We start from the raw sequence: 26,809 nt of genomic DNA on the forward strand, positions 1-26,809 counted from the left end.
AGCATCCATGACCATCCCTCCTTATGCTGATCAAACTGAAAGTTTAAAAAACTTTGCATCGAAAAAAACACAGAGAAGTTTGTAGACACACAGCATCCTAGAGGAAACCTGAAAGCTTCGATGGGGACAACGTAGGGCGTCTACGCCCCTACACACGAAGAAATACAGTCGCAATAACCTGCCTGGGGTTCAAACCCCAGGCTGATAGCAAAAGTCTTCTTAAAGAAGACTGAAAAAGAAGTTGACTCCATTAAAATGGAGTTGAGCTATGAGCCGCTGAACTTGAGTTATGGACGGAATTTAAGGCTTACTGACATTGGCGCAAGGTTTGAGTTAAGTAAATTCGCTACGAATTTCCTTAAGGGGTTCGGGATTTGCGTTTCCAAAATCGCCATAGAGAAACCCCTAGCAAACCTAGCATGATAATCCAACTGGTTGTAGTAGAAAAATCAAAGTTGTCCATTAGGTAATCTAACTTCAAGTAAAAGTTTTACATTTAAGAGACAGCCAGACTCCTCCTCACAAATGCCGCTAACTCTGTGGCTAATGCAGTTACTGCTTCTGCAACCCATTCAGCAATCAAGCCAACTACTATTTCTGTCATGAAGCTGGCGATCGCTTCAACAATCACTGACCTAACCCACTCTGCCAAGACATGAACAATAAATTCAGTTATAGCTTCTGTCACTAATGTGATTAACCAACCCATACGTTCACCTGTTATGGAATCAATTCAAAATCTCAAATCCGATAATTCTGAGGAAGGTACAAGTCTCTAAATTTATCTGTGTAAGCAATCCAAAATCTACAATCCAAAATCGGATGACCTAACCCTGTTCTTGTTTCTCTTCAAAAGCAACTATCAAATATGGTTCTTCAAATTTACCTGATTGAATAGCTAATTTTTGCAAATCTGGAGGTAAAAAGATATTTCGTCGTTGCTCCCCTGCTTCAACAGTAAGTTCATTACCATGTTGAGTTAATTTAACCTGTTTTTTAGTGAATCCCGGTAAAAATACAAATAATTGACGAGATTCTAGATCTATTTTGAGTGGCAAAGGAGCCTGATGATTGTCGTTAAAATCAGGTAGGGCTTGCAGCAAAGGGTTCCAATTATCCTCTTTTAAAGCTGGAATGGGAGTAACACTCAACGGAGCAAAGACTTGCTGTAAATCGCTGATATCTTCGCTTTCCTGGTATTGATAAGCTAGAACTCCATTAACGACCAGATTTATTTGCTGAGCGCTCCCCCAAAGCCATCGAGTCTCAGCGATCGCTCCCGGTTCATTATTAGTCACCAGGTAGGATGTTAGCTTGCTGGCATCTCCCACAACAGCAGTACCTTCAGCAATCCAACTGCGGATTTGATCCAAACCTTGTTGTACTTTTTCAGTATCCACATTTGCTGACACAATCGCAGAAGCAATTGGCCCACCAATAGAATCAGCTATTTTGTGTAAGCTAAATCCCTCAAACATCTTCCCAAAACGCTGAAAATACCAGTCCAACATCCCTGGGATGCCTAACATCCGCAGCGTTTCTAAGTCTCCTCGACTATCATAAACTATGACTTCATAATCGCCACTCTGATAGTATTGGCGCATAGCATTAAAATACAGGAGACTGTCAAATCCAGGGAGCAAAATTAACTCTCCTGAGTAGATTTCTTCAGAGTCAGGTATGGGTATATAGAGGGACAATAGTTGCTTCACTTCTTCCCAGGTTTGATCTAGCATTGTTGTAGCTTGCAACTGCACAGCTTGGAGATTGGGAGCAACAATCTGGGGAATATGCGTCAGCGGCGTTTTCAACAAAATTTCAGCATTGGGACTAGGGTTATGAGTGACAAACAGTACTTCTTTCCCTTGTTGAGAAAACCATTTGGCAGTGGCGATTGCTAGCGTTGTCTGCCCTGTCCCTGCTTTACCTATAAATGTAATGATTCTGCTCATTGAAATATTAACCTTTCACCTAGAATTACTGGAATCCACGTGAAAGTTAGGTGTTAGAAAAACTCTAGCCAGTACGAGGTAGAGTTAATTAACCCAAACTATAAATATTCAAGTAATTCTCTGTGATTTGGGAGGAATTAATGAAATTGGCTACAATTTGAAAAAATTGACCAATTGTGAGAAAAATTGGTCAATTAAAAATTTAAGGTTCTAGAGTACAAAAGCAAGCCGCAGCTACCAGAAGAAATGGAGTACCAGGAATCACAGGCAGAAGTATCCCAACAACACCGACTACAGCGGATATCGAGCCAACAACAATTCTTGCGGCATTTCTCATCTGCTTAAACATAATTCATTTGTCCAAATACTTGCGATTTCCTACTAATTGAAATGTAGCAGAAAAATTACTCCTTGACTCAGAAAATTAATAGTGCGTTACTATACTAATAGTTGATTGCAACGATAAGCTAAAATTCATCCCATTACCTATTTTTCATCAAAAATTCTATCATCCTTGCATTGAATTGGTGGTAAGGTGATGTTAACGGTAATGTATTCCTTTGAAACATAAAATTTGAGGTACTTATGTACTCTTCCTTGAGCATTGCCCCTAGAAACGGTGGTTGGACTCAACGGTTCAATCGGTTAATGCATACACTTGCGTTGTTGCTTCCCAATATTTTGTTATCGCTGATCATATCTATTCTTGGCTCGATCATTCTGACCATTTTTGCCTATGGCTTGAGTGCGATCGTAGGGTTTCCGATTATCCCCTTTTTCCTGATCATCATTTAACCTAGACGGTGCTTCAGCCAGAATCCTAACAGCGGCATTGCTATGCGATAGCTATATTTAGAACCGTAAACAAGTCCTTTTTGTTCCAATCCAGCCAGTGCCCCTTGGAGACCTCCTCCTCTAGAAAGTTGGTGCTTCTCAATATACTCCCGTGAGTGAGGGCTATCAGTTGGGTCAAGAGCTAGACTTTCTAAAACACGAGCTTGAATAGGTGGGAGCAGTAAAAGTAAGGACTCAAAAGTTAGAGATAAATCTTCCACTAAACTTAAAGTACTACGGTGGACGTGATGAGTTTGAATTAATCCATCTTCAAAAGGATAAACTATTGAGGATGATTGCAGTTGAGAGCTTATGATTCCAGGTGCATTTTTCTTAGTGCCTTCATCTTTCATCGTTGCAAAAGCTCGACAGTCTAGCCAAATGCGACGGGCAAGAGCAATAGCATCCCCCAGATGACCTTGAACGTAGTTAAGAAACATATTAAGTGCTTGACTATCTGCTTCAAACTTGAGTCCTTCTGCTGCCATCGCATCTATAATCCAAGACTGGAGGTCTTTACGCTCCAGAGGTGCTAAGGTAACAACATGCAAATTACTTTCATAAACCCAGGGTTCTGGAACTGTAGCAATGAGGACATAGCTAACACGGTTTTGCCGCTCAACTTCCTGGCGTAGATAATCTTCCCACTTACGAGTTCGATCCCAAGAGCGGATGTGAGGAAAATTTTGAAATACTAACACAACTCGGCAATCAAGCCATTCTGCCATCACTTGCGGTAGGGTCAACAGAGCTTGTAGGATAATCCAGTTATCCTTAGACGGGACGTGCCATACTAAGCGAGTGCGTCGCGTTAAATATTGTTCCAGAATCAACGGATGTTCAGTACTCCATCTTTGGATGAGTTCTAATTCAGCTGGATCTGAGAATACTTGCAGCAGTCCTTCTGCCAACAGTTCCAAAAAGCGAGAAGAATTTGTCGCTCGCAGACAGTCAATTTCCAAAACCCTAGCTCCTACCTGTTGAGCAGCCCAGCAGATGAGCGCTCGTCGCCCATTTCCTGGAATACCTGCCACCATCAGGTCGCCATCCTGAGCAAGAATTGTGCTGACTTGCTCTAGTTCTGCCTGCCTGCCTATTAAATATCGCGGAACAAAAGGATTGCTGACCATTTTTTGCTGGGAGTAAGGGTTAGGGATTACTATACGCTTAAGGTAAAAGTTATTATTGATAAATATAATTTTAGATTATACCTAATACCATTTAATAGTATTTAAATCTTTTACAGATACTATTATTTATTTCCATAGATATAGGAATTCTATTTGAGTTGCGAATAATTCAGCTTGCCCAGATTCCCGACTTTTTGCAAAAGTCAGGGATCTTATTTTTCACAAATCGGTACTTCTGATACCAAATTGGGATAGGTAGTATTGTTTGAAATTACAGGAACAGCCTTCCAGTGAAGACTTTCAATCCAAAATCCTGTTGGGTAAAATCCAAAATTGGTATGAACTGGTATCTGCTTACTTTGGTAATTAACAATTCATTAAAAGTACTGAAGAGTGATATTAATTAAAATTATGCTTGATACTATTTAATAGTGCTGTATACTAATATAAGTACTATTAAATATTGCAATTAGACATAACAGCATTACTAGGAATTTCGATTCATGTCTTCTAGTACCATATCAGACTCAGCTTTTGCGAAGCCTGAAGCTCCGGCTTGGCATACCTTGGAGGTTGATCAAGCACTCCTGAAGCTGAACAGCGATCGCACCTCTGGTTTAACAACCAGACAAATTACAGAGAAACAGCGGCATTACGGTGCTAACGAATTGGTAGAAACAGGAGGGCGTACACCCTTAGAAATCTTCTGGGATCAGTTCAAAAACATCATGCTGCTGATGCTGATTGCAGTTGCAATCATCTCTGCAATTTTGGATATTCGCGAATCTTTTACCGCTGGGAAGTTCGTGTTTCCCAAGGATGCCGTTGCGATTTTTGTAGTGGTAATCTTGAATGGCGTACTAGGTTACATTCAAGAAAGTGGTGCTGAAAAAGCTTTGGCAGCACTAAAAAACCTAGCTTCATCAAAAGTGCGAGTCATCCGGGATGGTAAGCCAATAGAAGTAGAGTCAAAAGAACTGGTACCAGGAGACATCATGCTGTTAGAAGCCGGAGTCAAAGTAGCAGCCGATGGACGCTTGGTAGAAGCAGCGAATTTGCAAGTACGAGAAGCAGCCCTGACAGGGGAAGCACATGCAGTCAACAAACAAGCAGAAGTGCTGTTACCCAAAGATGCGCCCTTGGGCGATCGCATCAACTTAGTTTTCTCTGGCACTGAAGTTGTTCAAGGGCGGGCAACAGTCTTAGTGACTGAAACTGGAATGCAAACAGAACTAGGCAAGATTGCCAGCGCACTCCAATCAGTGGAATCTGAGCCGACTCCCTTGCAAAAGCGCATGAGCCAATTGGGGAACACCTTAGTAACAGGTTCCTTAATACTGGTGGCGATCGTCATAGTAGGTGGTACTATTTTTAATCCCTCTTTGTTTGAGGAACTAGTAAAAGTTTCCCTGAGTATGGCAGTTGCCGTTGTTCCAGAAGGCTTACCAGCAGTAATTACCGTCACCTTGGCACTCGGAACTCAGCGCATGGTCAGGCGTAATGCTCTGATTCGCAAACTTCCAGCTGTAGAAACTCTTGGTTCTGTGACAACGATTTGCTCAGACAAAACTGGAACGCTCACTCAAAACAAAATGGTAGTGCAGGCACTGCATACACCAAGCAGTTCTGTCAGCATCACAGGAGAGGGCTATAGTCCTGAGGGTCAATTTTACGAGATGAGTATGGTAAACCAACCATCTAAAATGATTTCACCTCAACAGCAGCCAGAACTTTTGGCACTCATGCTTGCCTGTGTGCTGTGTAATGATGCAATTTTGCAAAAAGAAAATGGTGAGTGGGCAATTCTTGGAGATCCGACAGAAGGCGCATTACTTTCTGTTGCAGGTAAAGCTGGATTCCGCAAGCATGAGCAAGAGGCTTATTTCCCTCGTGTTGCCGAGTTTCCTTTTTCCTCAGAACGGAAGCGCATGAGTGTAATGGTGGAGACTCACAGAAGTAATGAACTACTTTCTCCACTCAATAATTTACACCTTGCACCCTACGTCATGTTTACCAAGGGGTCGCCAGAGTTAACCCTAGAACGTTGTACTCATATTCAAGTGGGGAATCGTTGGCAACCGATCACAGATGAGCAGCGTCGCACAATTCTCCAGCAAAATAATCAGCTTGCCAGTCGAGGTCTGCGAGTTTTAGGATTTGCTAGTAAACTCCTAACAGAATTGCCGCCCGAAGCTTCTGAAGATGTTTCCGAAAATGGATTGACATGGCTAGGATTGGTAGGAATGCTAGATGCACCCCGTCCTGAAGTCAGAGAAGCAGTAGCAAAATGCCGGGCAGCAGGTATTCGCCCTGTCATGATTACAGGAGATCACCAATTAACAGCGCAGGCGATCGCAGAAGACTTAGGTATTGCTAAAGTAGGTGACTTATGTCTTACCGGACAAGAACTAGAAAAACTTAGCATGGCAGACTTGGAGGCAGAGGTTGATCGGGTGAGCGTCTATGCCCGTGTCTCACCAGAGCATAAGCTGCGGATCGTCCAAGCACTGCAACACCGCAATAACGTAGTGGCAATGACAGGAGACGGAGTCAATGATGCTCCCGCATTAAAGCAGGCAGATATAGGCGTGGCAATGGGAATTACAGGTACAGACGTCAGTAAAGAAGCCAGCGATATGGTGCTTTTAGACGATAACTTTGCCACCATCGTATCAGCCGTAGAGGAAGGGCGTGTTGTTTACATCAACATTCGCCGCTTCATCCGTTACATTTTAGGCAGTAACATTGGCGAAGTACTAACTATTGCTGCTGCGCCCCTATTAGGATTAGGTGGTGTGCCGATGTCACCATTACAAATTCTCTGGATGAACCTAGTGACGGATGGTGTTCCTGCCTTAGCTTTAGCAGTGGAACCAGGTAGACCAATTGTCATGCAGCAGCCACCCAAAGACCCCAAAGAAAACATCTTTGCTCGAGGCTTGGGAGCTTATATGATTCGCATTGGTTGTGTCCTAGCCATCGTCACCATCTTAATGATGACATGGGCATACAACTTTACTGGGCAGAACACCGCAGGCGGAACACTTGACCCAGACCGTTGGAAGACAATGGTGTTCACTACCCTGTGTCTCGCTCAAATGGGACATGCACTTGCTATTCGTTCCAACACTCGTTTATTCATTCAGGTGAATCCCTTCTCTAACCCCTTTATCCTTGCTTCTGTAATATTAACTAGCATCTTGCAACTGTTGCTGATTTATATCGAACCACTCCGAAACTTCTTCGGTACTCACTATATTACCTTCCAAGAGCTAATGGTTTGTATTGGCTTCAGTGCCATTATCTTTATATGGATTGAGGCTGAGAAGCTATTTATCCGCTGGTTCTTCCGTCGACAAAGAGGCTAAATTGGTTTGTTGGGCCGTCATTTGTACAGTGCGGCTCAATCACGCTTGAAAATTCCACTTTTGGATTTGCAAAAACTCATAGGCTCTGTTGAGTACCGTTCCAAGAAGTGAAAACTTCTGACAGTGCTTTGCCAAATCCCAGACTCAGAGCATACCTAATTGACATTGCACGCTCATTCAATCGGCGATCGCCCAGTTCTAAGGTCGCAAAATTCTTCTCTCACCAGTCCAGGATTGATTGTCAGCTTTAGCACCCAATTTTCATTACTGTACCGTATCTACTGTGCTGTTTCTCAAATCATTTACTAGTAGGCTTTTCAAGACTTAACGGGAAAACTCAGGTATCAATCCACTTCAAACAAAGCCCAAATTGTCGCAAGGGCATAGGGGTCATAATGTCAAGCATCTGGAAGTAGAGCTTGAGCAGTCGGGAGCATCTTCTAAACTCAAAAGTCCATATTGATTTACTCTTTTGGCTATTTTGGCTAGTTTTCCGGTCAAAGTTGTTTTGGCAACGCCCCCTGACTGGTTGAATAACGTAATGATGCGAGTTTTAGTCACGATAGTTGGTTGAGAATTTCTTTGTTATTTGGGAAGAAGTCAGATTTGGCGGATAACGTTGAAGGATTTTAAGGATGGTTTCGCGTTGAAAGTTGCGTGGGGGAAGGTAGTGAGGGTGTATGAGAGTTGGGTAATATTTATTTTTTGGGTGGTAATGGTCTTTGTATAGCAGGATTAGAACTATTCCCATCCCCTGAGTTATATCGATTATTGTTGGGTCTAGAATCTCTATTATTGTTCTTGGGTTTTATTATTGGTTTTTCAAACTTTTTTGTTGGGGTATTTTCTGGTGATGAAGCTGAGGAGGTTGGTAATTTACGATTATCTGTGATGTTCATTATCTGCAATGGAGTTGGCAAAACAGGACGCTCTCTATACTCGTTAGTAGGCTTAATAGTCATATATCGAGTATCTTCTGCTTTTAGTGGAGAATTCCAACGCAGCAAGCAATAAAGCATTTCAATACGTGGTAAATCTTTTAGGCTGTTTAGTTCTCCTTCTTTTGGTTTATCCTCGTTGCTGATATTATCAATTACATATTTCTCAAAAGCCTTGATGAAACTAATCTGCTGTTCGTCGCTGGCTGATGTTTCGGCTTCATTCCAGTGATTTCCATCAAATAATTTTTGGTAGCGTGTATTGCGATCGCTCAAATATAGCTCCGGCTCAATTTTAACTGCACCCATCCCTAAAGGTTTACCCATACCTAGAGAAAGGCAGTACTCTTCACCTTGTTTGCCAATGCCAAATGCTTGTGTTTTATCGCTTGAAATACTTAGTACCCACAACAACGCACCTAGCTCTACATCACTCAAGTTTTCAAAGTTGATGGTAAATGTAAAATGAACATCCGATTTTATTGGTTTAATTTGAGTAGTTTGAGTACCTGAAGCTTCATTCGAGTTTGAATATTGAATATCGGGTTTACTTCCTTGATGCCAGTAAAGTTTATGTCCTCGAATAACAGTTTTTTCATCATCCGATTGAGGAGAATAATGCTTAAGTTGTTTTCTATCGGTGCTAGTTTGAACTAAATAGTGTTGAAAAGTTGTGAGTTTTGGACTACCTAATATTTTAGGGATTAAGGTTTTCTCAAAATTTTCTTGATGCCAAACGTTTCCAAGGTGTGTACAAGTAGCATCATTAAACTTCAGCATCAATATCAACATATATATGTTGGTGCTGATATTTCCAATTTGGGTTACTTCCTGGTTTTTTACCAATATAGAGTGCTTGACGTGGTTGATTAGAAATATAACGAATATCATTTCTATCAATACGTCCATAACCACATTCTTCTATTACATAATCATTATTATTTATTTTTTGTATAAATCCAGCACGAACTTTAGAGCGGTAACAGGGAATTTTCGTACCTAGATTATTCAGATGTATTTCTTCTGACTATTCAATAAAATTAGATGAATAAATTTCTTGAAGTGCTTTATCTCCCAAAGAAAGATAAAAAGGCTTTTTATTTGTAACTTTTGTAATTTTACTAAAGCTAATAATTTCTATAAGGCTTCGACAGTTAAGCGGCTAGCCTTTGCTTTTTTTTTCTGCTCATTATTAGTTGATTCTAATATTTGGTTTTTATCCTTTACAAAACCAAATATCTCATTAACGATTTGTTCAGTAAAAAGTTGTTTTTTACCTTGTGTCAAAGTGTTAATAATCTTTTCTGCGCGGTGACGCAAGGCTCCTGTTAAAGCTGTACCGGATAAAATTGGTTTCAGTTCCTCGTCGCGTCTAGATTTCAAATGAACGACATCAGGTGCTTTATCGGTGGAAGCTTGACCAGAACGAATTAACAGGGGACTTGCGAGGATGAATTTAGCTTCGATGGTTAGGCGATCGCGTTTATCTTTTGCATCCAGTTGGACTTGGAGTGCTGTTTCAATTGATTTACTTATATTGGGTGATTTTGTGTAGGATTCTGCCCAATCACGATCTAGAGTTAACCATTGGAGACGTTGATTGGGGTTGGTCATATCAAATTCCCAAACTTGCCATTCTTCTACATGAGTGCGACCAAACCCCCGCCGCTTTTTCGTTCCGATACTAATTTCACCATGTTCTAGCCCTTTGAGAACAATTGCTAGTTCTCTAACTAATTGCTTCTTATTATTTTCCGCGTCAATCAACAATTCAAAATAAAGGTCAAACTTTGTTCCAGCTTCTAGTAACTCTAAGTCATATTTTGCGCCAGGTTCGGCTGTCCTAGTAACGCTATTAATCTTGACACCGTCTCGCAGTTCTGCTTTGATATTTTCATTGCTGAGTGCATCATTTACTATTAGAGGACTTTGCTCACCCTCTTCATCACTACGCAGACAGCCAAATAAGAGCAATTCTTCTGTAGCACTATAACCATTTTGATACTCTCGCAAATAGTTCCGTAACGCTCCGGCAATAGATGAACCCATCAGTAAAGCTTTATCTTCTCTACTGTCTCGCAACAAAACTAAATCAGTATCACCATCAACATCACCGCTTCCTAAACAACTTGGAGTATTTAAAACCAAAGTGCCTTTTACTATAATGCGTTCGATTATGTGGCGTTGATTACGATTTTTGAGGCGATCGCTACTCATCAACTTTCCTCCTTCATTGCCTTTTTAGCCACAGCCATAATTAGACGCAGGGTATATTTTTCAACCAGCTTGTTGTTTCTTGCAAATTCATCTGTAATACTTCGCTCTATCTCAGCAACCCTGACTGCTAAATCCTGTGGATTGCTAATCCAAGACATAGGGTTACGCAGCCATTCATCGAGCTTTTGCTTCAGAGAATCTTTGTCTGCACCTATTTTTGCTCTTTCAAATTGACCTCTGGCATTAGCTGGTAAATTATCTAAAAGTGACAGTAACAAATCACAGTCACCAGTTGTTAGTGCCTGTCTTGCTACTAATTGCAAGCGTGATAGTTGACTATTGCTAATATTACCTTGTATTGCTAAACGTCCAATTTGTTTTTGCAATAATTCTTCTAGTTTTTGGTGTAGTAGTCTCTCAGCCATGTGTGCTGCTAAAGTACGTGATGGTTCTTGTTTTAATGTCGGCTGACTAGTTAATTTAGTTGGTTTTGGATATACCTGGAAATGGGTTTCTTCTAACCAATTCACAACTACTCTGCCAAAACCTTCTACTCTTCGTTCTCCAATACCTTGAATTTCCAGTTGTTGAATCTGCTCTAGATTTAAGGAAATATTCTCAAAAACAAATACGCTTCCTGCTGTAAATGCTGGGACTTGAGGTAGAGGAAGTCCCCATTTACGATTAAATCCACCTACTAAAGTGTTATTAGTAAAACTTATTTTTGGCTGTAGTTCTACACCTAAAAATTTTTTTAGTTCTTTTATTAATGGTACTGGGACTTGATGTAGTGCTGACGGAGGAATTACGGCATATTGCCCCCACTCATCACGTAAAATTATGTCACTTAGCAGCGTAATTGTAAAACTGTCCCTATCAATACGGTCTTCAATTGGAATACTTACTTCATCCCAAGCGTCGTGACAATTTATCTCAGAAATTTTTGTATGTCCGTAACCTGCACTTTGAGAACCACCTAACCAAATATCTTGTGATTTATGGAGTAATTTTTTCAGAAAGTCTGCATCTGCTTCTTGGCAGAGGATGACAGCTTGAAACGTTTGTCCAGCATCAATTGCTTCGTAGCGAAAAATTTCCCCTTCACCTTTGAGTTGCTTGGTTTGAGGGTCGCGTTTAATTTGAGTAGAGTGTCCTTGTTTGCGATCGCGTTGATTGTGAATGTTAATCCGCCGTTTTTCTTTGTAAAATCTGACACAGCCACCTTCTTCTGTGCAAAAGTATTCACCCACAAACTTGGGGTTTTCTAGATCATCCCCTCTATAAAGACTGAAATCATAAACCCATATCGTTGAATCATCTGTTAATTCTGCATCCTTATCCTTAAACCAAGAACGGGGTACAGGTAGCGTCCGTTTCCCTTGCTGACTTAGCAAATATGCATTTAGATAGCGCGTGCTTTTAGCATCAAAAAATAGGTGTTTGACTGTATCATTGCTCAAATCAAGCTCTGATAATTGATGCTGCTTCATATAGCGACCAATTATCGCACCCCGAATCATGCTACCGGGAATAAAACTATAAGACACATCAGAATTTGGGTCGCCTTGAAATGAAGTAGCAAGCAGTGGTTGTTGAGTATGCAATGAAAAAGTAATTATCTTCATGCAACTTTCTCCTGAATTTGACCAAAAAGGCTTACATACCGTTGTGTAATTTCTTCTCCTGGATGATTATGTAGTGTACATCGCACATATCCTCGACCTCGATTGCGTCCACTTCCTACACGCCGAAGTGCTAGTACCCCCACTGCTAAAATTGACAGCATTTCATCACTAGGTTGAGTTTCAAACAGTAAATCAGCTTTGAATTCAAGCTGGCGTATAACTACTCTGAAAGAACGTAAACTTCCTTTGTCCGCCGTACCAGTTTGGGAATCAATCGCAGTTTGGCGACGGATAGTAGTAAGAGATTCCAGAACTTCCTCCCTTGTCAATGTTTTGTCTTGAATTTGCCAAGCAACAGCTTCCCGTAAATCATCTGGTAAGCAAGCATCTCCTACGTGCATTGCTGCTATTGTTCCCAAAGTACTGCCGGGTGTACCGAAAAGAGTGCTACTCTAGCTTCATCACCTCCCATTTGTTTCGCTCTAATATATGCTTCAAAAAGCTTACTCTTGCATAACTTTCTGTCATTACTCGTTGTACAAGAAATAGCAAAAAGTTGATAACCACGGGTAAACGCAATGTCAAACTGAAATCCATCTTCAGTATCCTTAAGAGGAATTTCAAAATTAAGTCCGTAGTCTGTTACCAAGTGACTATGAACAATATGATTGACTTGCTCTAACACATAATGTTCTAGCCATAAACCGTCTAGCCACTCGCAAAAATGTTTGAGTTTTTTAAAAATCTCCGTTTTCTGGACTTCTTGTAAAGAAAGTTGACTATCACTTGTAACAAAGCTTTCTTGATTAAAGGCTGCAACTATTTCTTTCGGTAATTTTTCCAAACATGTTGATACTTCTTTCAAAGATGTTTCACTTTTCCACTCTCCCCAACTACCGTTTTGTTTCTTCTTACGTGCTTCTTGACAAAATATATTTTGATACCAATCAAACCACTGTTTTTGTTTAGCCTCTTCTTGAAAAACATTGGCCAGTTCTATAGCTAAATTCGGTAATTGCGCTTGCTGTATAGGCTTTGGATCTAACTCCAAACCATGAAGCTGGAAGATTTTTACAAGTTTGACAGGTAATATATCTGGTTTGATTTTTAAGCGGATGCGCTCATTATCTTCTCTATCGATGCACATCTCTAATTTGCGAGCGTCGAGATAGCTAAAAGTAATACCTTCACGCTTCTTGTATGTTTTATCTTTATATGTTTTATCTTTAATTTCTTCGTAAAACAATGTTCGGTAGGCGTGGGTGGACATCGCCTTTGTTCCGCCTGTATAATTTAGCCCTATTTTTCCGCTTTTAATGCTTTCTAGCTTTTCTCTAATTTCCGTTTGGATGTGATAAGCATCAGACTCATAATCATTGAGCGATCGCAATTCTACATCTTTAGAACTATTTGACTCACTTTTGAGAATATTTTGCAGCCGCTTTGCCTGTTCTACTGTATCCGCTGTGTGTACTAAATATGCAGTTCCACCATCATTCAACAACAGCTTTGCTGCAACATAGTTGGGCAGAGGATTTTCACCAATCAGCAAAAACAGATGATCTACTTTATACTTGTCAAACTCAGACGTACTCACAGGGAGAATGTATCCGTTTTTCAAAAATGCCATACCCAGTATTACACAGCATCGGAAATACCCCCTTCCGAATAACTGCTACCTTGGAAAGTACACCTGAGACATCTTAACTGACCGTGAATGCACTCTTCACCAACCCTCCGCACCCCAAACTTTTACAACAGCTAGCCAATGGCTCTCTAGGCCAAAGTCATAATCTCACTCGCGCCATGCGGCTTTGGGCATTGTTATGTTGGCTCTATAGTGATAAAGGACTTTCGATCAGTTTAGATATTGCCTCGCAGCGCAACGCTGATGGAACGCTACCTAGAAACTCCCACTTATGAAGGGAAGCAATCCCTACATGTTAATTCACAGTCATCTTTGTATAATTACTACAAAAATTGTATATAAATGAGTAGAATTTGAACTTAATTTAAATTAGGTAATAAATAAAAACATCTAGTTCAATTAGATGCTTGGGTTTATCATTTTCTATGAGTTGTCCCTATGAAAAACGCTTACGGTGCATCCTTGTGGACGAACGCAAAACCGAACTACCGCCCCCAAGCATCCGACACCAGCATCGAAGCTGATATCTACATGTTTGGTCGATTGCGCCAACTATCGCTCAAACAAAGGGTAGAGATGTTCGCCACCCACAACCGGGGGGTAAAGAAACTCTGCCTTGCAGGGGTAAAAATGCGGCATCGAGGTGCGACTTTTGAAGAAATCCGCCTGCACTTCGCCCGTGCGGTGCTGGGGGAGAAATACGATCCCAGTTTCCAACCCAAAGGAGGTGATGAAACAATTTGGATTCAAGACTCTATTGCGCTTGCTGGCGAACTCCACTCCTTCTTGGAGTCGGTTAATATCCCCTACTACGTCAGTGGCGGCGTCGCTAGTTCGATTCATGGGGAAGCCCGTTCAACACGGGATTTAGACTTGGTAATAAAGGCGCACGTGAGTCAAATTGACCTATTGGTGACGACTTTAGAAGCAGCAGGTTACTACTGTCCCGGCGGGGCGGTTGAGGATCTGAAGCTGGGGCGAGAAAGAATGCTCAATATCACGCACACGGAAACGATCGCCAACGCTGACCTATACGTGACGGACAATTCACCGTTTGCAGCATCGCAAATGGCGCGGCGGCAGTTACTTGATGTTGAGGGAATGCCCGCCTTTTGGGTAATCTCACCTGAAGACTTGGTGCTGCAAAAACTGCATTGGGGAAGGGGAAGCCAATCGGAAAAACAGTGGCGTGACGTACTGGGGATAATTAAACTCCAAGCCGAAAATCTCGACTACGACTATCTTACCGAGTGGGCGGAACGGTTGAAACTGGTTGATGCGTTGATAATGGCATTCACTGAGGCTGGAGTTTTGTAGTGATGTGATGGCAGGAAGTGCCCAACTTTTTGTGATCTTACTGTTGTAGAAAGTACAGCAAAGTATTTTCGTTTCAACTATTTTTGACTATTTTTTTTGTAATTAATAATTTTATGAATCAAAATAACTGTTCGGGATTGTGACCAGTGTTTTGAATTTTGTGAAAAGCACCTTCCACACGCTGACGAACACGACAGATGAAGCGCTTCAAATTTTAGTCTGTGAAGCGTGCTGATCATTGGGAACATATTCCAGGCATACCACTTTCATACCAATTAAAGGCTGAAAATGGTACTTCTTTACCTTGTCTGCTAAATTAGGAGAATGATTGAAGCTTGCTTAGAGTAAGCTTTCTTCAATCGGAGCGGCGGGATTTGAACCCACGACCTCCACTACCCCAAAGTGGCGCGCTACCAAGCTGCGCTACGCCCCGGACACAACAATTCACAATCTGGAATTGTTTTAGTCAACCTCCTAATTATAGCAATCAGACCTGGAAAAATCAATCAGTCTACTCAAAAAACTTTTAGCATTCCCGCAGCTTGCAATAAACCCGGAACAGCCGCAGCACTCCACTTCCCTTCTGCACAACGATTTGTGTTGAGGATAAAACGCAGACTGTAGGCGCGGGGATAACCTTCTACTTCCATCCATAACAAATCACTTTCGGCTTCGCAGGCAATTTTTTCTTCATCCATTAATTCTGACGTCAGCTGCTGCATTGTATCTGCTAACTGCAACAGTAGCCGACAAAAATCATTTAATTCTGCTTCTGTTAATTCTATTGCCCAATCATCTGTACCCACCAAACCCTTAAATTCTGGCGCAGATGGGTTCCAACCGATACGCCAACCAGATCCACTTTTGATGAGACGTTCCATAACTTATGTTGGTTGTTGGTTGTTGATTGTTGGTTGTTCCAAACAACAAACAAAAAACAACCACTAACTAATTTTGACTAAAAGCATTAACTAATGCTTGCACTAAAGCATTTCGTTGCTGGCGGGTGAGGCGGCGAATGGCAGCGCGATCGCTTGCAAAGGGATTTTGTCGTAAAGTATCCTTACCTGGATACGATGATTCATACATTACTTCATTTGCATCCAGGTAATCAGCCAAAGTCAATTTCCAATCTAGCCGATAATTTGGCGCACGCCCCTTAACATAGACGTGATACTGAATCATGCGGCTAACTAGAGTATTGCTTTCGGCGACTTTCCCTGTTTGTTTGCTGATGTATTGGTTTTCTTTTGGTAAATCAGGCAGTTGTTTGTACACCTGCTGCCAAACATCAGTTGATGGGACTCTTTGGGCATAGGCAGGTGAGGTGGAGAGTAAATTAGTATGGATAGATTGGTTTTGTTCTAAGCCAAACCAAAACACACCTAACATTAACATACACCCCACCCCCCTGAAAAAGTGGGGAGTAGAGAATGCCCGCCAAAGCTTGAGCATAGTACACCGCACCTTATTAAAATTAATTTATCTATACTTCTCCGATAATTTCTGGTTGAGTCAGTTCGTCTGACATTTCAATGATTGCCCTCAGCACTGGCTTCATCATCACATCATCATTACTCTCGAAGTCTTCATAACGCCGACGCTTAGCGCGATTTGCCACCTGAACCGTAATACGGTAGCGATTTGAAGCTGCACTAATCAAATCTTCCGCACGATGCATAATTTGGGTTTGGGTTGTCTCGAACTTAGAACGCTTTAGCATATTTACTGGTTCTTTGGGTCTTTTTTAGTTTAGCAGTATTGTCATTTGCCATTGATTAGACTTCTTGTAGAAGTCGGGGAAAAGGTTAAAGAGATTAAAAATCCTTTCACCTTTACCGAAACTGCCTTGAAAATGGGTGTAGGGGTATAAGGGTGTAAGGATGCAAGCAGATGAAATTTTCATACCCTCGTTGTGAATTATATTCATGGAGTCTCTTGCAAAACTAAAATTTTGCAAGATTTCTAATGAACTACTTTATACTTTCTGAGGTCTAAGCAACCAAGTATAGCCATACATCTATGAAAAATATCAGCAAACTGACTCAAATATTTTGGATTGGTTTGATTATTTTATTATTTTCTTTTTGTGTCACTGATGTTGCTGCTGCGCGTGGAGGTTGTTTTGCAAGGGGAACTGCTATTTTGACAACCGAGGGTTATAAACCAATTGAGCAACTAGATCAGAGCGATCGCATTATTGGTTATAACTTTACAACCCAGCACCCTGAAGAAGGAAATATTGGTGAAATTCAGGTTTTATCTTCTCCTGGTTATTTTTTAATTAATGACAAAATCAAAGTTACAGAAAGCCATCCTTTCTATATCAAAACTTCTACGGGAGTTAAGGTGGTAAAGGCGCAAAAACTTAAACCTGGTGATCAGCTAGTTGGAGAAGAATCTCACCCTGTTATTTCTAGTCTGGAATATGTCAATAAACCTATTACTGTCTACAACCTCATCTCCGTCAGCCCAAATCACAATTTTTACGCAGATGGCATTTTAGTGCATAACAAAGGAGGTGGAGGTGGTGGCGGTGGCGGCGGCGGTGGTTATGGCGGAGCGAGGTATGGAGGACACTGAATCCTTTACAAATTGACCAAAATCATTGATTTTCAGCTAATTTAGTGTAATCAGAAATTGCTGAATCCTTATCTTCCAAATTAGTTTGTATTCAAAAGTACAGAATTATTTAATATTTTTATTAGTCAATAGATAGATAAATAATCTTTTAGAAATTAGCATAATAAATGTGGTCTATGACCCTAACAAAGGCATTGTGCTTACCGTCGTGATTTTGTAATCATGGCGGTATTTTTAATGTAATCAACTAAATTCGTTTTTTGTATATATCAGCTATTTGACTTTAGATATTTCCTTTGGATAAACTCGATATATTATAAGTTTTACACTTATTTTCAGATAAGTTTGTTTTGATAGCTACATGATAAATTAATATTTTACTACTCGATAGATAGATGCGTAATATCTAAAAATATCAGAGTATATGTAGGGTAGATAAACTTGTTTATCTAAACGTCCATTAAATTAGAAGGCATTATTCCTCAACTGTCGTGGTTGTAAAACCACGACATTATTATTCCTTATAAGTTATTTTGTATCTGTAGCTACGTAATTAATTAATATTTTGACTCAACAATCGATAGATTAAGGCTTTGTATAGAACCAAGATAATGTTAGAAGTAAATGATTTGCTCAATCATCTACTCATTTTTTCTCTAAGGTTTCTTTTACTACTGTCGCGAGTCTGCGGATCGCGACATTATTTTTGGAGCGATCGCTACTTTAAATTAGTATCATATTATACCTAAATTTGACCCTAATTTCCCTGTTAAGAGTTCCCCTTTCCCTATTCCCTATTTCCTGTTAAGAGTTCCCTCTTACCTGTTATTTTTCCAGAGTGAATGTGCTGTCTTCTGCAACTGGAAACCACTACTTCTAATTGGGTAGAACCCGCTCTGTTGGTAGTGAATAGGTTATTTCCCTAGATTCTAAAATAGAATTAAGCCACAAAAATAACTTTGATTTACATGAAAATACAGTCATCAGTACTAGTCCATTTAGGATTTGGCAAGTACGTGCGTTCAGACCAAGTCACAGCAGTAGTACCGATTGAAGAAGATAGGGGCCCAGGACGACGCACTTTTGTTCATCTCCAAGGACAAACTAACCCAATTATCGCCTCAAGAGCTGAAGATACCATTGTGCGTGACTTAGTGCAGGAGCCGCGCGAAGTTACCCAAGCACGTCAACAGCAGGAAATTCTTCAAGATTTATTAGTAGATCTTGGCAATGTTAATTCGACTGTACGTCGGATTAGTCGTGATGAAGGCGGTTTGGATATTGAACGGTTAGAGCGGCGCATTCGCCAAGTTTTGGAGAATTAGTCAAATCATGGGCATTTCTTATATTGCCCATGAGTCCCCTACAACAAGTGAACAATTAGCAAAATCAACGCGGAGAACACTTTTCCATGTACGCGATCCGAGACAAGGAACTTTCATCACAGCCAGAAGCGCGTCAGCGTCGTATGTGGATACCAGAACGCGTCGTATTTACACCCGCGGCTTTGGAAGAACCTTACGCTCAGCAGATACTACAGCGTGTCCAGTCATTTAATTTACCTGTGGAAGAGCTACCACGAAACCGCCTCACAGGTTTACGCGGTGAAGACGAACGCGATACATACAACATTGCTAAATGAAGACTATAAAGCGCTTTTTTGAGGATGAGATTCAACGGCGCTTTCCCAATGCAAAAATTTTATACTGGACTTAATAGAGAACGGGAAATAGATATAGGGCGTGGGGCATTGGGGATTGGTTAGTTGTCAATGGTCATTGGGCATTGGGCAATAGACCTCTCCAGAAATGAAATATCGACCTTGACTATATAAGGCTTTGATATTCTTTTTCGGAGATGTCTAATAGTTATTTCTTTCCTCTCCTGCTTTTTCTGCCTTGTCCTTCTTGTCCTCCTTGTCTCCTAGTCGCTAAATGCATCAAACTTATAGTGAAACGGTATGAGGGCGATCGCATGTTGCTTGGAACTCAAAGTAAAGAGCGATCGCAGTGAGTTCCGTATACGCGATCGCTCCAATTACTCCTGGGTAGGAGTAATCAATAACGAAGATTATACTGATTGCAATACCATTGATGGTTGCAGTGGCAGCCCCCTCATACCCGCAACCCCCCAGCGAGGAAACATCAAGACTGTTCACAAGCACCAATACTTACCCAACTACTAGAACCATCTTGCCAATGTTCTTTTTTCCAAATGGGGGCGTTATGTTTGAGAGTGTCGATCGCATAACGACAAGCTTCAAATGCTTCCGAACGATGGGGACAACCCACTGCCACTAAAACACTGATTTCGCCAATTTGCAAATGTCCAATGCGATGGTGGATCACTAAACGATTTACATCAGTCCATTTTTGACGAATATCGGCGGCAATTTGATAGAACATTTGTAGGGCCATTGGTTCATAAGCTTGGTATTCCAAGGAAACAACTGGTTTACCATCAGTTTGATTGCGAACTGTACCACTCATCACCACTACTGCCCCATTTGCTGGATCATCAGCTAATTGATAGATTTCTTCAACTAGCAACGGTGCAAAGGTAATGGCAAAGCTATCTTCAGATTTCGGTTTTATGGTAAAGGGAAATGTTGTTATCATAGCAACAGTTATTGGGTATCAAGCATTGGGCATTGGAAAAATGTGGAGTGTGAGGAGTAGGGGAAGTGTGAGGAGTGGAGGAAGTAGAGAAATAACCACCAACCACTAACAACCAACAACCAACAACCAACCACCAACTATTATCAATTACCCTACACCCATAGTAAGAATCTTTGATGTTGAAGATTTATTGATATCGGCTGATTTTTTATCTATGATCCCGTTGTTGCGAGCTTGTGTCAGCTTTATCCAAAGATCATCCATAACAAAAATGCTTACAACTGCACAATTTTTGGATTTTTTAAGTAGTTTTACTCAATTTAATTATTGTTTTGTCATCTGTCCTAAGGCATATTACTATAGTTGAAGTGATAAAGTTGTCTAATTATCCCTAATTTAGATGGCTGGATAGTAACTTGACCTAAAATACCAACTTAAAGTAATCGTAAAGTGAATTAGCAAGCAATTTCCCCGTTAGGGTATTTGTACATAGCGCTTGCAAACACACTCATGACTGATGACCCTCTTTTATTTCTTACCGCCCTACTTCAGTCATTTCAAAAGCCGTAGGTTACACGAAGGCAAGCCGTAAATCAGCAATAGTGGGAAAACATCTCATGAAAACTTTAGTGCCTAATAATGAAGTGAAGAGGCTTGAAGCTCTTCATGAGTATCAAATTCTAGACACTTTACCAGAACAAGTGTTTGACGATTTGGCGTTTTTAGCAGCTCAAATTTGCCAAACACCGATCGCTCTGATTAATTTTATTGATGCCAAGCGTCAGTGGTTCAAGGCCAAGGTGGGTTTGTCTGTGGGAGAAATGCCCAGAGAGATTGGATTTTGCCCTATTTGTATAGAAATGAAGGATATTTTGATTGTCCCTGACACTTTGGCTGATGAACGGTTTGCTAACTCGCCTGTCGTTACCTCGGAACCACATGTCAGATTTTATGCAGGTGTGCCCTTGTTTGCACCACAGGGAGAAGCAATTGGTACTGTTTGTGTAGTCGATTACATCTCCCGTGAGATCACCTCAGAACAAATAGAAGCATTACAAGCTATCAGCCGCTTAGTTATTAGGCAATTAGAATTACGGCGAAATCTCTCCGAGTTAGTCAGTATTAAAAAGGAATATAAACAGTCACAAATAGCACTACAGCAGAGCGAATCTACCCTCCGTAGTTTCTATGACAGTGCCCCTATGATGATGGGAGTCGTTGAACTCCGAGGTAATGATATACTGCACATTTCTGATAACGCGACTAGTGCCAAATTTTTTGGGCTAACTCCAGAAGCGATGCAAAATCGCTTTGCCACTGAGTTGGGTGCCCCACAAGCATCAGTGAATGAGTGGATAAATTATTATCGTGAGGCTGAATATACTAAATTACCTGTCAGCTTTGAATATGTTCACGAACACACCCAGGGTAAAAAATGGCTCAGAAGTACAGTTTCATCAATTGATACGTGTTGCAGCGGCACTCCACAATTTGCTTATGTAGTAGAAGATATTACTGATCGCAAACTTGCCGCAGATAACCTCTGTTGGCAAGAAGCCCTATTACGTTCTATGACTAGTGTTTCACCACTAGCATTTTATGTTGTCGATAATCGTACAGACAATATTCTCTATTTTAACGAGCAATTTTGTGAAATTTGGGGTATTCAACACCTCAAACCATTGATGGAACGTCGTCAATTAAAAAATCAGGATATCATTCCCGATTGCCTGCAATTGATAGCAGATATTCCCGCTTTTGCTGAGTCCTGTAAACCCTTACAAAGCGAACACAACCACTGTGTTGTTGAAGACGAAATTTTATTTACCGATGGGCGAATCATACGGCGGTTCTCAACCCAAGTCCGCGATGCCAATGATCAATATTTTGGACGTTTGTATATTTTTGAGGATATCACTGCCCGCAAACAAGCAGAACAACAAGTCCGCGAACAAGCAGCGTTGCTAGATATCACCACTGATGCCATAATTCTGAAAGATTTATCTAATCAGATTTTACTGTGGAATAAAAGTGCAGAAAACCTTTACGGCTGGCACTCACAAGAAGCTATCGGTAAGTATGCTGATGAACTTTTTGTTCACGAACCATTATCACTACTACGAGAAATTCATAACACAGTTTTAGAGCAAGGTTTTTGGCAAGGAGAATTACAAAAAACTAACACATCTGGTCAAAAAATCATCGTTGAAAGTCGTTGGACGCTGGTAAGAGATGAACATCAACAACCAAAATCCATTCTGATCGTTGATACAGATATCACCCACAAGAAACAACTAGAAAAGCAATTTTTACGCGCCCAACGCATGGAGAGTATTGGTACTCTTGCTAGTGGCATTGCTCACGATTTAAATAATGTCTTATCGCCAATTTTGATGTCGGTACAACTATTAAAAGCTAAATCCCAAGACCGACGCGATCGCCAAATCTTAGCAATAGTAGAAAATAATGCCAAGCGTGGTGCAAATTTGGTGAAACAAGTACTGTCATTTGTGAGGGGAATAGAAGGCGATCGCACTGTTCTCCAAGTCAAACACCTGATTTTGGAAATGAAACAAATTGTGGAACAAACATTTCCCAAATCAATTACTGTCGATACCGAAATTCAACCAGATTTGTGGAGTGTTTGTGGAGATAGTACTCAACTACATCAAGTATTAATGAACTTGTGTCTCAATGCGCGTGATGCCATGCCCACAGGTGGAAATATCACAATTGCCGCTCAGAATATTGTCATTGATGAAAACTATGCCAAAATGCATTTAGATGCAAAAGTCGGTTCTTATATAGTCCTGAAAGTTACTGATACAGGAGTCGGCATTTCTCAGGAAATATTAGACAGAATTTTTGAGCCATTTTTCACAACCAAAGAGTTTGGTAAAGGTACAGGACTGGGACTCTCAACAGTCATGGGTATTGTTAAAGGGCACGGTGGTTTTATCACTGTGTCTAGTACCCTTGGTAAAGGTACAAAATTTAAAGTATATTTACCAGCAGTTCAAACACAGACTGAAGCTCCATCAGAAGACGTAGAAATGCCAAAAGGGCAAGGACAATGGATCTTGGTTGTAGATGATGAAGTCGCCGTCAGAGAGATTACAGCAACTTCGTTAGAAAATCACAACTACAAAGTATTAACTGCTAGTGATGGGATTGAAGCAGTAGCACTGTATGCCCAACACAAAGACAAAATTAGTGCAGCAATTATCGATATGATGATGCCAAATATGGATGGCACAACCACTATTAACACATTGCTGAAAATGAATCCACTGTTACGTATTATTGCTGTGAGTGGATTGGCAACAGGTGAACAATTTTTATTAAATAACAATACAAAGCGTACAGTTTTCCTACCAAAACCTTATACTGCACAGGAATTATTAAAAACATTACATGTAATTAATAGTTAATAGTCAATAGTCAAGGTCAATTGTCAAGAGACATCCGATTTTGAATTACAGCTTAGCAAGATGCTTTTATGAGTGAAAAAGTAATAGAAAAGGAAGCAAAAAAATACATAGAATAGAATAAGTAAAAAAATTAATATTAATTTTTTTATCAAAATCAAAGTATTTTAAAAATCTTGACTATTGACAATTGACCATTGACTCTTGACAAATGACTAATTTAATTTTGGTTGTCGATGATGACCATTTTGTACGTAGACAGTTACAAGAATTGTTAAAAACAGCAGGCTATAGAGTGCTAGAGGCAAGTAGTGGTGAGGAGTCCCTCGCTATTTATACTCAACAGCAACCAGACATGGTGTTGCTAGATGCATTAATGTCAGGGATGGATGGATTTACCTGCTGCGCGCAAATAAAAAGCCTTCCTGGCGGCGATCGCACTCCTATATTAATGGTTACAGGTCTTACTGACCAAGAATCTCTAGAAAAAGCTTTTGCGGCAGGTGCGGCAGATTTTATTACCAAACCCATTAAATGGCCGATATTGCGTCAACGAGTGCAGCGTCTTTTAGAAGCTAGTCACGCGATGCAGGCACTACGACAACAAACCGAACAGCAGATCCTAGTAGCAGAACTTAGTCAACAGGCACTAGCTGGTACAGACCTCATCTCACTCATGCAGCAAGCAGTCACCTTTGTTGCCCAGTGCCTAGAAGTAGAGTATTGCAAAGCCTGGGAACTGCTACCAGATAACAATACACTACTGTTGCGGGCAGCAGTAGGTTGGCAACAAGAACTAGTAGGAAGGGCAACTATCAATGCTGGGAACAATTCTCAAGCTGGCTACACTCTCAATGTTAACGAACCAGTGGTCGTAGAAGACCTCCGCACAGAAACACGGTTCAATTCGTCGCCGTTTTTTCAGGAACAGCCATTAATTAGTAGTCTCAGCGTCGTTATTCATGGCAAAGACCGTGCTTTTGGTGTTTTAGGCGCACATACAACCAAATATCGCACTTTCAGCAAAGATGATATTTACTTTCTACAAGCCACTGCCAATGTTTTAGCTACAGCGATCGCCCGCCAGCAAGCTGAAGATGCACTCAAAGAAAGTGAACAACGTTGGCAGTTAGCTGTGCGGGGTAGTAATGATGGTATTTGGGATTGGAATGTCAAAACCAATGAAGTTTTCTTTTCCACACGCTGGAAAGAAATGCTTGGTTACGAAGAACAGGAAATTTCTAACAATTTTGATGAATGGTCAAGCCGAGTGCATCCCGATGATTTTGGCTGGGTAATGCAAGTAGTTCAAGACCACTTTGATCAAAAAACTCCTTTTTACATCAGTGAATACCGCATCCGCTGTAAAGACGGCACTTACAAATGGATTTTGGATCGCGGTCAAGCGCTGTGGGATGAAGATGGTAACGCTGTGCGGATGGTAGGTTCCCATACGGATATTACCGAACGTAAGCTAGCAGAGGAACAATTGCATCAGAGTGAAGAACGCTTTCAAATCCTTGCCCGTGCCACCACCGATGTCGTTTGGGACTGGGATTTGCTGACCGACCAGGTGTGGTGGAATGAAAATGTCCAAATACTATTTGGTTATCCACCAGAAGTAAGTAGGAATAATACTAATTGGTGGTATGAATGTATACATCCGGATGACAGACAGAGGATTATTGCTGATATTCACGCCGTTATAGATAGTAAGCAACAATTTTGGTCTAACGAATACCGCTTTTGTCGTGCTGATGGTTCTTATGCATACATTTTTGACCGCGGTTACGTTGTTCTTGACCGTGCAGGTAATCCTGTCCGCATGATCGGCGCCATGATGGATATCAGTGATCGCAAACGTGTCCAAGAAGAATTACAGCGGCAAAACATGCGATCGCGCTTGTTTGCTGATATCACTCTCAAAATTCGCCAGTCATTACAAATCGATGACATTCTGCACACTAGTGTCACAGAAGTCCAAAAGCTACTACGTGCTGACCGGGTATTAGTTTTTCGGCTACGTCCTGATGGTTCTGGGACTGTGGTTAAAGAAGCAGTGCTTCCTGGTACACCCACAATTTTAGGGCGGAACATCGTTGATCGTTGTTTTCAAGAAGATTACGTTGAAAAATACCGTCGGGGACGAATTAGTGCTATAGAAGATATCACCCAGGCTGACATCCAACCTTGTCATGTGGAATTTCTCCAAGAACTGTCAGTCAAAGCCAACCTAGTTGTGCCAATTATTATGCAAGATCAACTCTGGGGGCTGTTGATTGCTCATCATTGTACCCAACCCCGCCACTGGGATCAGTGGGAAACCGAATTGTTGCGACAACTAGCAGATCAAATTGGTATTGCCCTAGCCCAAGCTAAACTCCTAGAACAAGAAACCAGACAACGACAAGAACTCAGTCGTTCTAACGAAGAACTGCAAGAATTTGCTTTTGTCGCCTCCCATGACTTGCAAGAACCACTACGGAAAATCAAAACCTTTGGCGATCGCCTCAAAGCTAGCTGTGGTGATGTCCTGAGTGAACAAGGACGCGATTATCTAGAACGAATGCAGAATGCTGCCCGTCGGATGCAGACATTAATAGAAGATTTATTGACCCTTTCGCGAGTTACCACCAGGGCGCAGCCTTTCGTGGCGGTGGATCTTTTACAGGTTACCCAAGAAGTTTTATCTGATTTGGAAATTAGTATTCAGCAAACCGGAGCAACTATAGAAATCGGAGAATTGCCTGTCATCGATGCCGACCCGCTGCAAATGCGACAATTGTTGCAGAATCTGATCGGTAATGCCCTGAAGTTTCATCAAAAAGAAATACAGCCTATTGTGAAAATCTACAGTCAACTCCTGTATGATCCAGAACACGTCAGTGGTGAACAATGTCAAATCATCGTGGAAGATAATGGTATAGGGTTTAATGAGAAATACTTAGACCGTATCTTTAACGTCTTTCAGCGCCTACATGGTCGTAGTGAATATGATGGCACTGGTATAGGGTTAGCAATCTGCCGCAAAATAGTTGAGCGTCATCAGGGGAGCATCACCGCCAGGAGTGAACCAGGACAAGGGGCAAAATTTATCGTCACTTTGCCAATTCATCATCACTCTTGATTTTTTCTGCTACTAATGGGTTTA

The 26,809-nt window shown here is 41.0% G+C and carries 24 protein-coding genes and 1 tRNA gene; 9 read left to right on the plus strand and 16 right to left on the minus strand.

Annotation, left to right across the window (positions count from 1 at the left end):
- Positions 1-496: 496 nt before the first annotated feature.
- The 3 genes from UYI_RS0122275 to UYI_RS35115 all read right to left on the minus strand — a co-directional run bounded on the left by UYI_RS0122275 (position 497) and on the right by UYI_RS35115 (position 2,301).
- Positions 497-709: a hypothetical protein gene (locus UYI_RS0122275; protein WP_016868893.1), complete on the minus strand. Its 213-nt coding sequence runs from the start codon at positions 707-709 to the stop codon at positions 497-499.
- Between the two features lie 118 nt (positions 710-827).
- A complete protein-coding gene (locus UYI_RS0122280) occupies positions 828-1,952 on the minus strand; it encodes a Get3/ArsA fold putative tail anchor-mediating ATPase NosAFP (RefSeq protein WP_016868894.1) in 1,125 nt (374 codons plus the stop codon).
- Between the two features lie 202 nt (positions 1,953-2,154).
- Positions 2,155-2,301 carry a DUF454 family protein gene (locus tag UYI_RS35115; protein WP_016868895.1) on the minus strand — a complete coding sequence of 49 codons (147 nt, stop codon included), beginning with the start codon at positions 2,299-2,301 and terminating at the stop codon, positions 2,155-2,157.
- A gap of 236 nt (positions 2,302-2,537) precedes the next feature.
- Between UYI_RS35115 and UYI_RS37750 the strand changes: the two genes are divergently transcribed.
- Positions 2,538-2,747 carry a hypothetical protein gene (locus UYI_RS37750; RefSeq protein WP_016868896.1) on the plus strand — a complete coding sequence of 70 codons (210 nt, stop codon included), beginning with the start codon at positions 2,538-2,540 and terminating at the stop codon, positions 2,745-2,747.
- Here UYI_RS37750 and UYI_RS0122295 read toward each other — a convergent pair.
- Positions 2,744-3,916 (minus strand): DNA polymerase III subunit delta, encoded by a 1,173-nt coding sequence (locus UYI_RS0122295; RefSeq protein WP_016868897.1) that lies wholly within the window; start codon positions 3,914-3,916, stop codon positions 2,744-2,746. The genes UYI_RS37750 and UYI_RS0122295 overlap by 4 nt on opposite strands.
- 503 nt (positions 3,917-4,419) lie before the next feature.
- Here UYI_RS0122295 and UYI_RS0122305 point away from each other — a divergent pair.
- A complete protein-coding gene (locus UYI_RS0122305; RefSeq protein WP_016868899.1) occupies positions 4,420-7,284 on the plus strand; it encodes a cation-translocating P-type ATPase in 2,865 nt (954 codons plus the stop codon).
- A gap of 76 nt (positions 7,285-7,360) precedes the next feature.
- Here UYI_RS0122305 and UYI_RS39140 read toward each other — a convergent pair whose 3' ends face one another.
- Positions 7,361-7,450 (minus strand): hypothetical protein, encoded by a 90-nt coding sequence (locus tag UYI_RS39140; protein WP_235147996.1) that lies wholly within the window; start codon positions 7,448-7,450, stop codon positions 7,361-7,363.
- On the opposite strand from UYI_RS39140, the gene UYI_RS39145 reads away from it, so the two are divergent.
- Entirely contained in the window at positions 7,450-7,593 is a 144-nt protein-coding gene (locus UYI_RS39145; protein ID WP_180977193.1) for a hypothetical protein, read from the plus strand. The two genes, UYI_RS39140 and UYI_RS39145, sit on opposite strands and share 1 nt — an antisense overlap.
- A 389-nt stretch (positions 7,594-7,982) precedes the next feature.
- Here the strand turns inward: UYI_RS39145 and UYI_RS33180 are convergent, their stop codons facing one another.
- The 5 genes from UYI_RS33180 to UYI_RS35130 form a co-directional block, all read right to left on the minus strand.
- On the minus strand, positions 7,983-9,131 hold the full coding sequence (locus tag UYI_RS33180; protein ID WP_081589253.1) for a TIGR03986 family type III CRISPR-associated RAMP protein: 1,149 nt from the start codon (positions 9,129-9,131) through the stop codon (positions 7,983-7,985).
- 228 nt (positions 9,132-9,359) lie between these two features.
- Positions 9,360-10,439: an RAMP superfamily CRISPR-associated protein gene (locus UYI_RS33185; protein ID WP_016868901.1), complete on the minus strand. Its 1,080-nt coding sequence runs from the start codon at positions 10,437-10,439 to the stop codon at positions 9,360-9,362.
- Complete coding sequence (locus UYI_RS0122320; protein WP_016868902.1) at positions 10,439-12,064, minus strand: RAMP superfamily CRISPR-associated protein; 1,626 nt, start codon at positions 12,062-12,064, stop codon at positions 10,439-10,441. The genes UYI_RS33185 and UYI_RS0122320 overlap by 1 nt, the downstream gene beginning before the upstream one ends.
- Positions 12,061-12,465 carry an RAMP superfamily CRISPR-associated protein gene (locus UYI_RS33190; RefSeq protein ID WP_102204955.1) on the minus strand — a complete coding sequence of 135 codons (405 nt, stop codon included), beginning with the start codon at positions 12,463-12,465 and terminating at the stop codon, positions 12,061-12,063. The genes UYI_RS0122320 and UYI_RS33190 overlap by 4 nt, the downstream gene beginning before the upstream one ends.
- Before the next feature lie 5 nt (positions 12,466-12,470).
- Positions 12,471-13,616 (minus strand): PDDEXK family nuclease, encoded by a 1,146-nt coding sequence (locus UYI_RS35130; RefSeq protein ID WP_190806365.1) that lies wholly within the window; start codon positions 13,614-13,616, stop codon positions 12,471-12,473.
- Positions 13,617-14,150: 534 nt separating this feature from the next.
- Here UYI_RS35130 and UYI_RS0122340 point away from each other — a divergent pair.
- Positions 14,151-15,029 (plus strand): hypothetical protein, encoded by an 879-nt coding sequence (locus UYI_RS0122340; protein WP_016868906.1) that lies wholly within the window; start codon positions 14,151-14,153, stop codon positions 15,027-15,029.
- Between the two features lie 359 nt (positions 15,030-15,388).
- Here the strand turns inward: UYI_RS0122340 and UYI_RS0122345 are convergent.
- From UYI_RS0122345 to UYI_RS0122360, 4 genes are all read right to left on the minus strand, one after another.
- Positions 15,389-15,462 (minus strand) — tRNA-Pro (locus UYI_RS0122345).
- Between the two features lie 82 nt (positions 15,463-15,544).
- Positions 15,545-15,910 carry a DUF1818 family protein gene (locus UYI_RS0122350; RefSeq protein WP_016868907.1) on the minus strand — a complete coding sequence of 122 codons (366 nt, stop codon included), beginning with the start codon at positions 15,908-15,910 and terminating at the stop codon, positions 15,545-15,547.
- Between the two features lie 67 nt (positions 15,911-15,977).
- Positions 15,978-16,484, minus strand: a complete 507-nt coding sequence (locus tag UYI_RS0122355) for a hypothetical protein (RefSeq protein ID WP_026086113.1) — start codon at positions 16,482-16,484, stop codon at positions 15,978-15,980.
- Between the two features lie 31 nt (positions 16,485-16,515).
- Positions 16,516-16,752, minus strand: a complete 237-nt coding sequence (locus UYI_RS0122360; protein ID WP_009456735.1) for a DNA-directed RNA polymerase subunit omega — start codon at positions 16,750-16,752, stop codon at positions 16,516-16,518.
- Between the two features lie 299 nt (positions 16,753-17,051).
- Here UYI_RS0122360 and UYI_RS33200 point away from each other — a divergent pair, with 299 nt between their 5' ends.
- From UYI_RS33200 to UYI_RS0122375, 3 genes are all read left to right on the plus strand, one after another.
- Positions 17,052-17,612, plus strand: coding sequence for a Hint domain-containing protein (locus tag UYI_RS33200; RefSeq protein ID WP_016868909.1), 561 nt, complete (start codon positions 17,052-17,054; stop codon positions 17,610-17,612).
- Positions 17,613-18,580: 968 nt separating this feature from the next.
- Complete coding sequence (locus tag UYI_RS0122370; RefSeq protein WP_016868910.1) at positions 18,581-18,937, plus strand: hypothetical protein; 357 nt, start codon at positions 18,581-18,583, stop codon at positions 18,935-18,937.
- 86 nt (positions 18,938-19,023) lie between these two features.
- The gene (locus tag UYI_RS0122375) at positions 19,024-19,254 is read left to right on the plus strand and encodes a hypothetical protein (protein WP_016868911.1); all 231 of its coding nucleotides are present in this window, start codon (positions 19,024-19,026) and stop codon (positions 19,252-19,254) included.
- A gap of 303 nt (positions 19,255-19,557) precedes the next feature.
- Here UYI_RS0122375 and UYI_RS37090 read toward each other — a convergent pair whose 3' ends face one another.
- Together UYI_RS37090 and UYI_RS0122380 are read right to left on the minus strand one after the other, a co-directional pair.
- Entirely contained in the window at positions 19,558-19,770 is a 213-nt protein-coding gene (locus UYI_RS37090; protein ID WP_146007566.1) for a hypothetical protein, read from the minus strand.
- On the minus strand, positions 19,757-20,230 hold the full coding sequence (locus UYI_RS0122380; protein WP_016868912.1) for a molybdenum cofactor biosynthesis protein MoaE: 474 nt from the start codon (positions 20,228-20,230) through the stop codon (positions 19,757-19,759). Before UYI_RS0122380 ends, UYI_RS37090 begins: the two co-directional genes overlap by 14 nt.
- Before the next feature lie 617 nt (positions 20,231-20,847).
- Between UYI_RS0122380 and UYI_RS0122385 the strand changes: the two genes are divergently transcribed.
- Both UYI_RS0122385 and UYI_RS0122390 read left to right on the plus strand, forming a co-directional pair.
- Positions 20,848-23,661 (plus strand): hybrid sensor histidine kinase/response regulator, encoded by a 2,814-nt coding sequence (locus tag UYI_RS0122385; RefSeq protein WP_016868913.1) that lies wholly within the window; start codon positions 20,848-20,850, stop codon positions 23,659-23,661.
- Positions 23,662-23,869: 208 nt separating this feature from the next.
- Entirely contained in the window at positions 23,870-26,785 is a 2,916-nt protein-coding gene (locus UYI_RS0122390) for a PAS domain-containing protein (protein ID WP_016868914.1), read from the plus strand.
- Positions 26,786-26,809 lie beyond the last annotated feature (24 nt).

Origin of the sequence: Fischerella muscicola PCC 7414 (genome assembly GCF_000317205.1) — a bacterium.
Lineage (GTDB): Bacteria > Cyanobacteriota > Cyanobacteriia > Cyanobacteriales > Nostocaceae > Fischerella > Fischerella muscicola.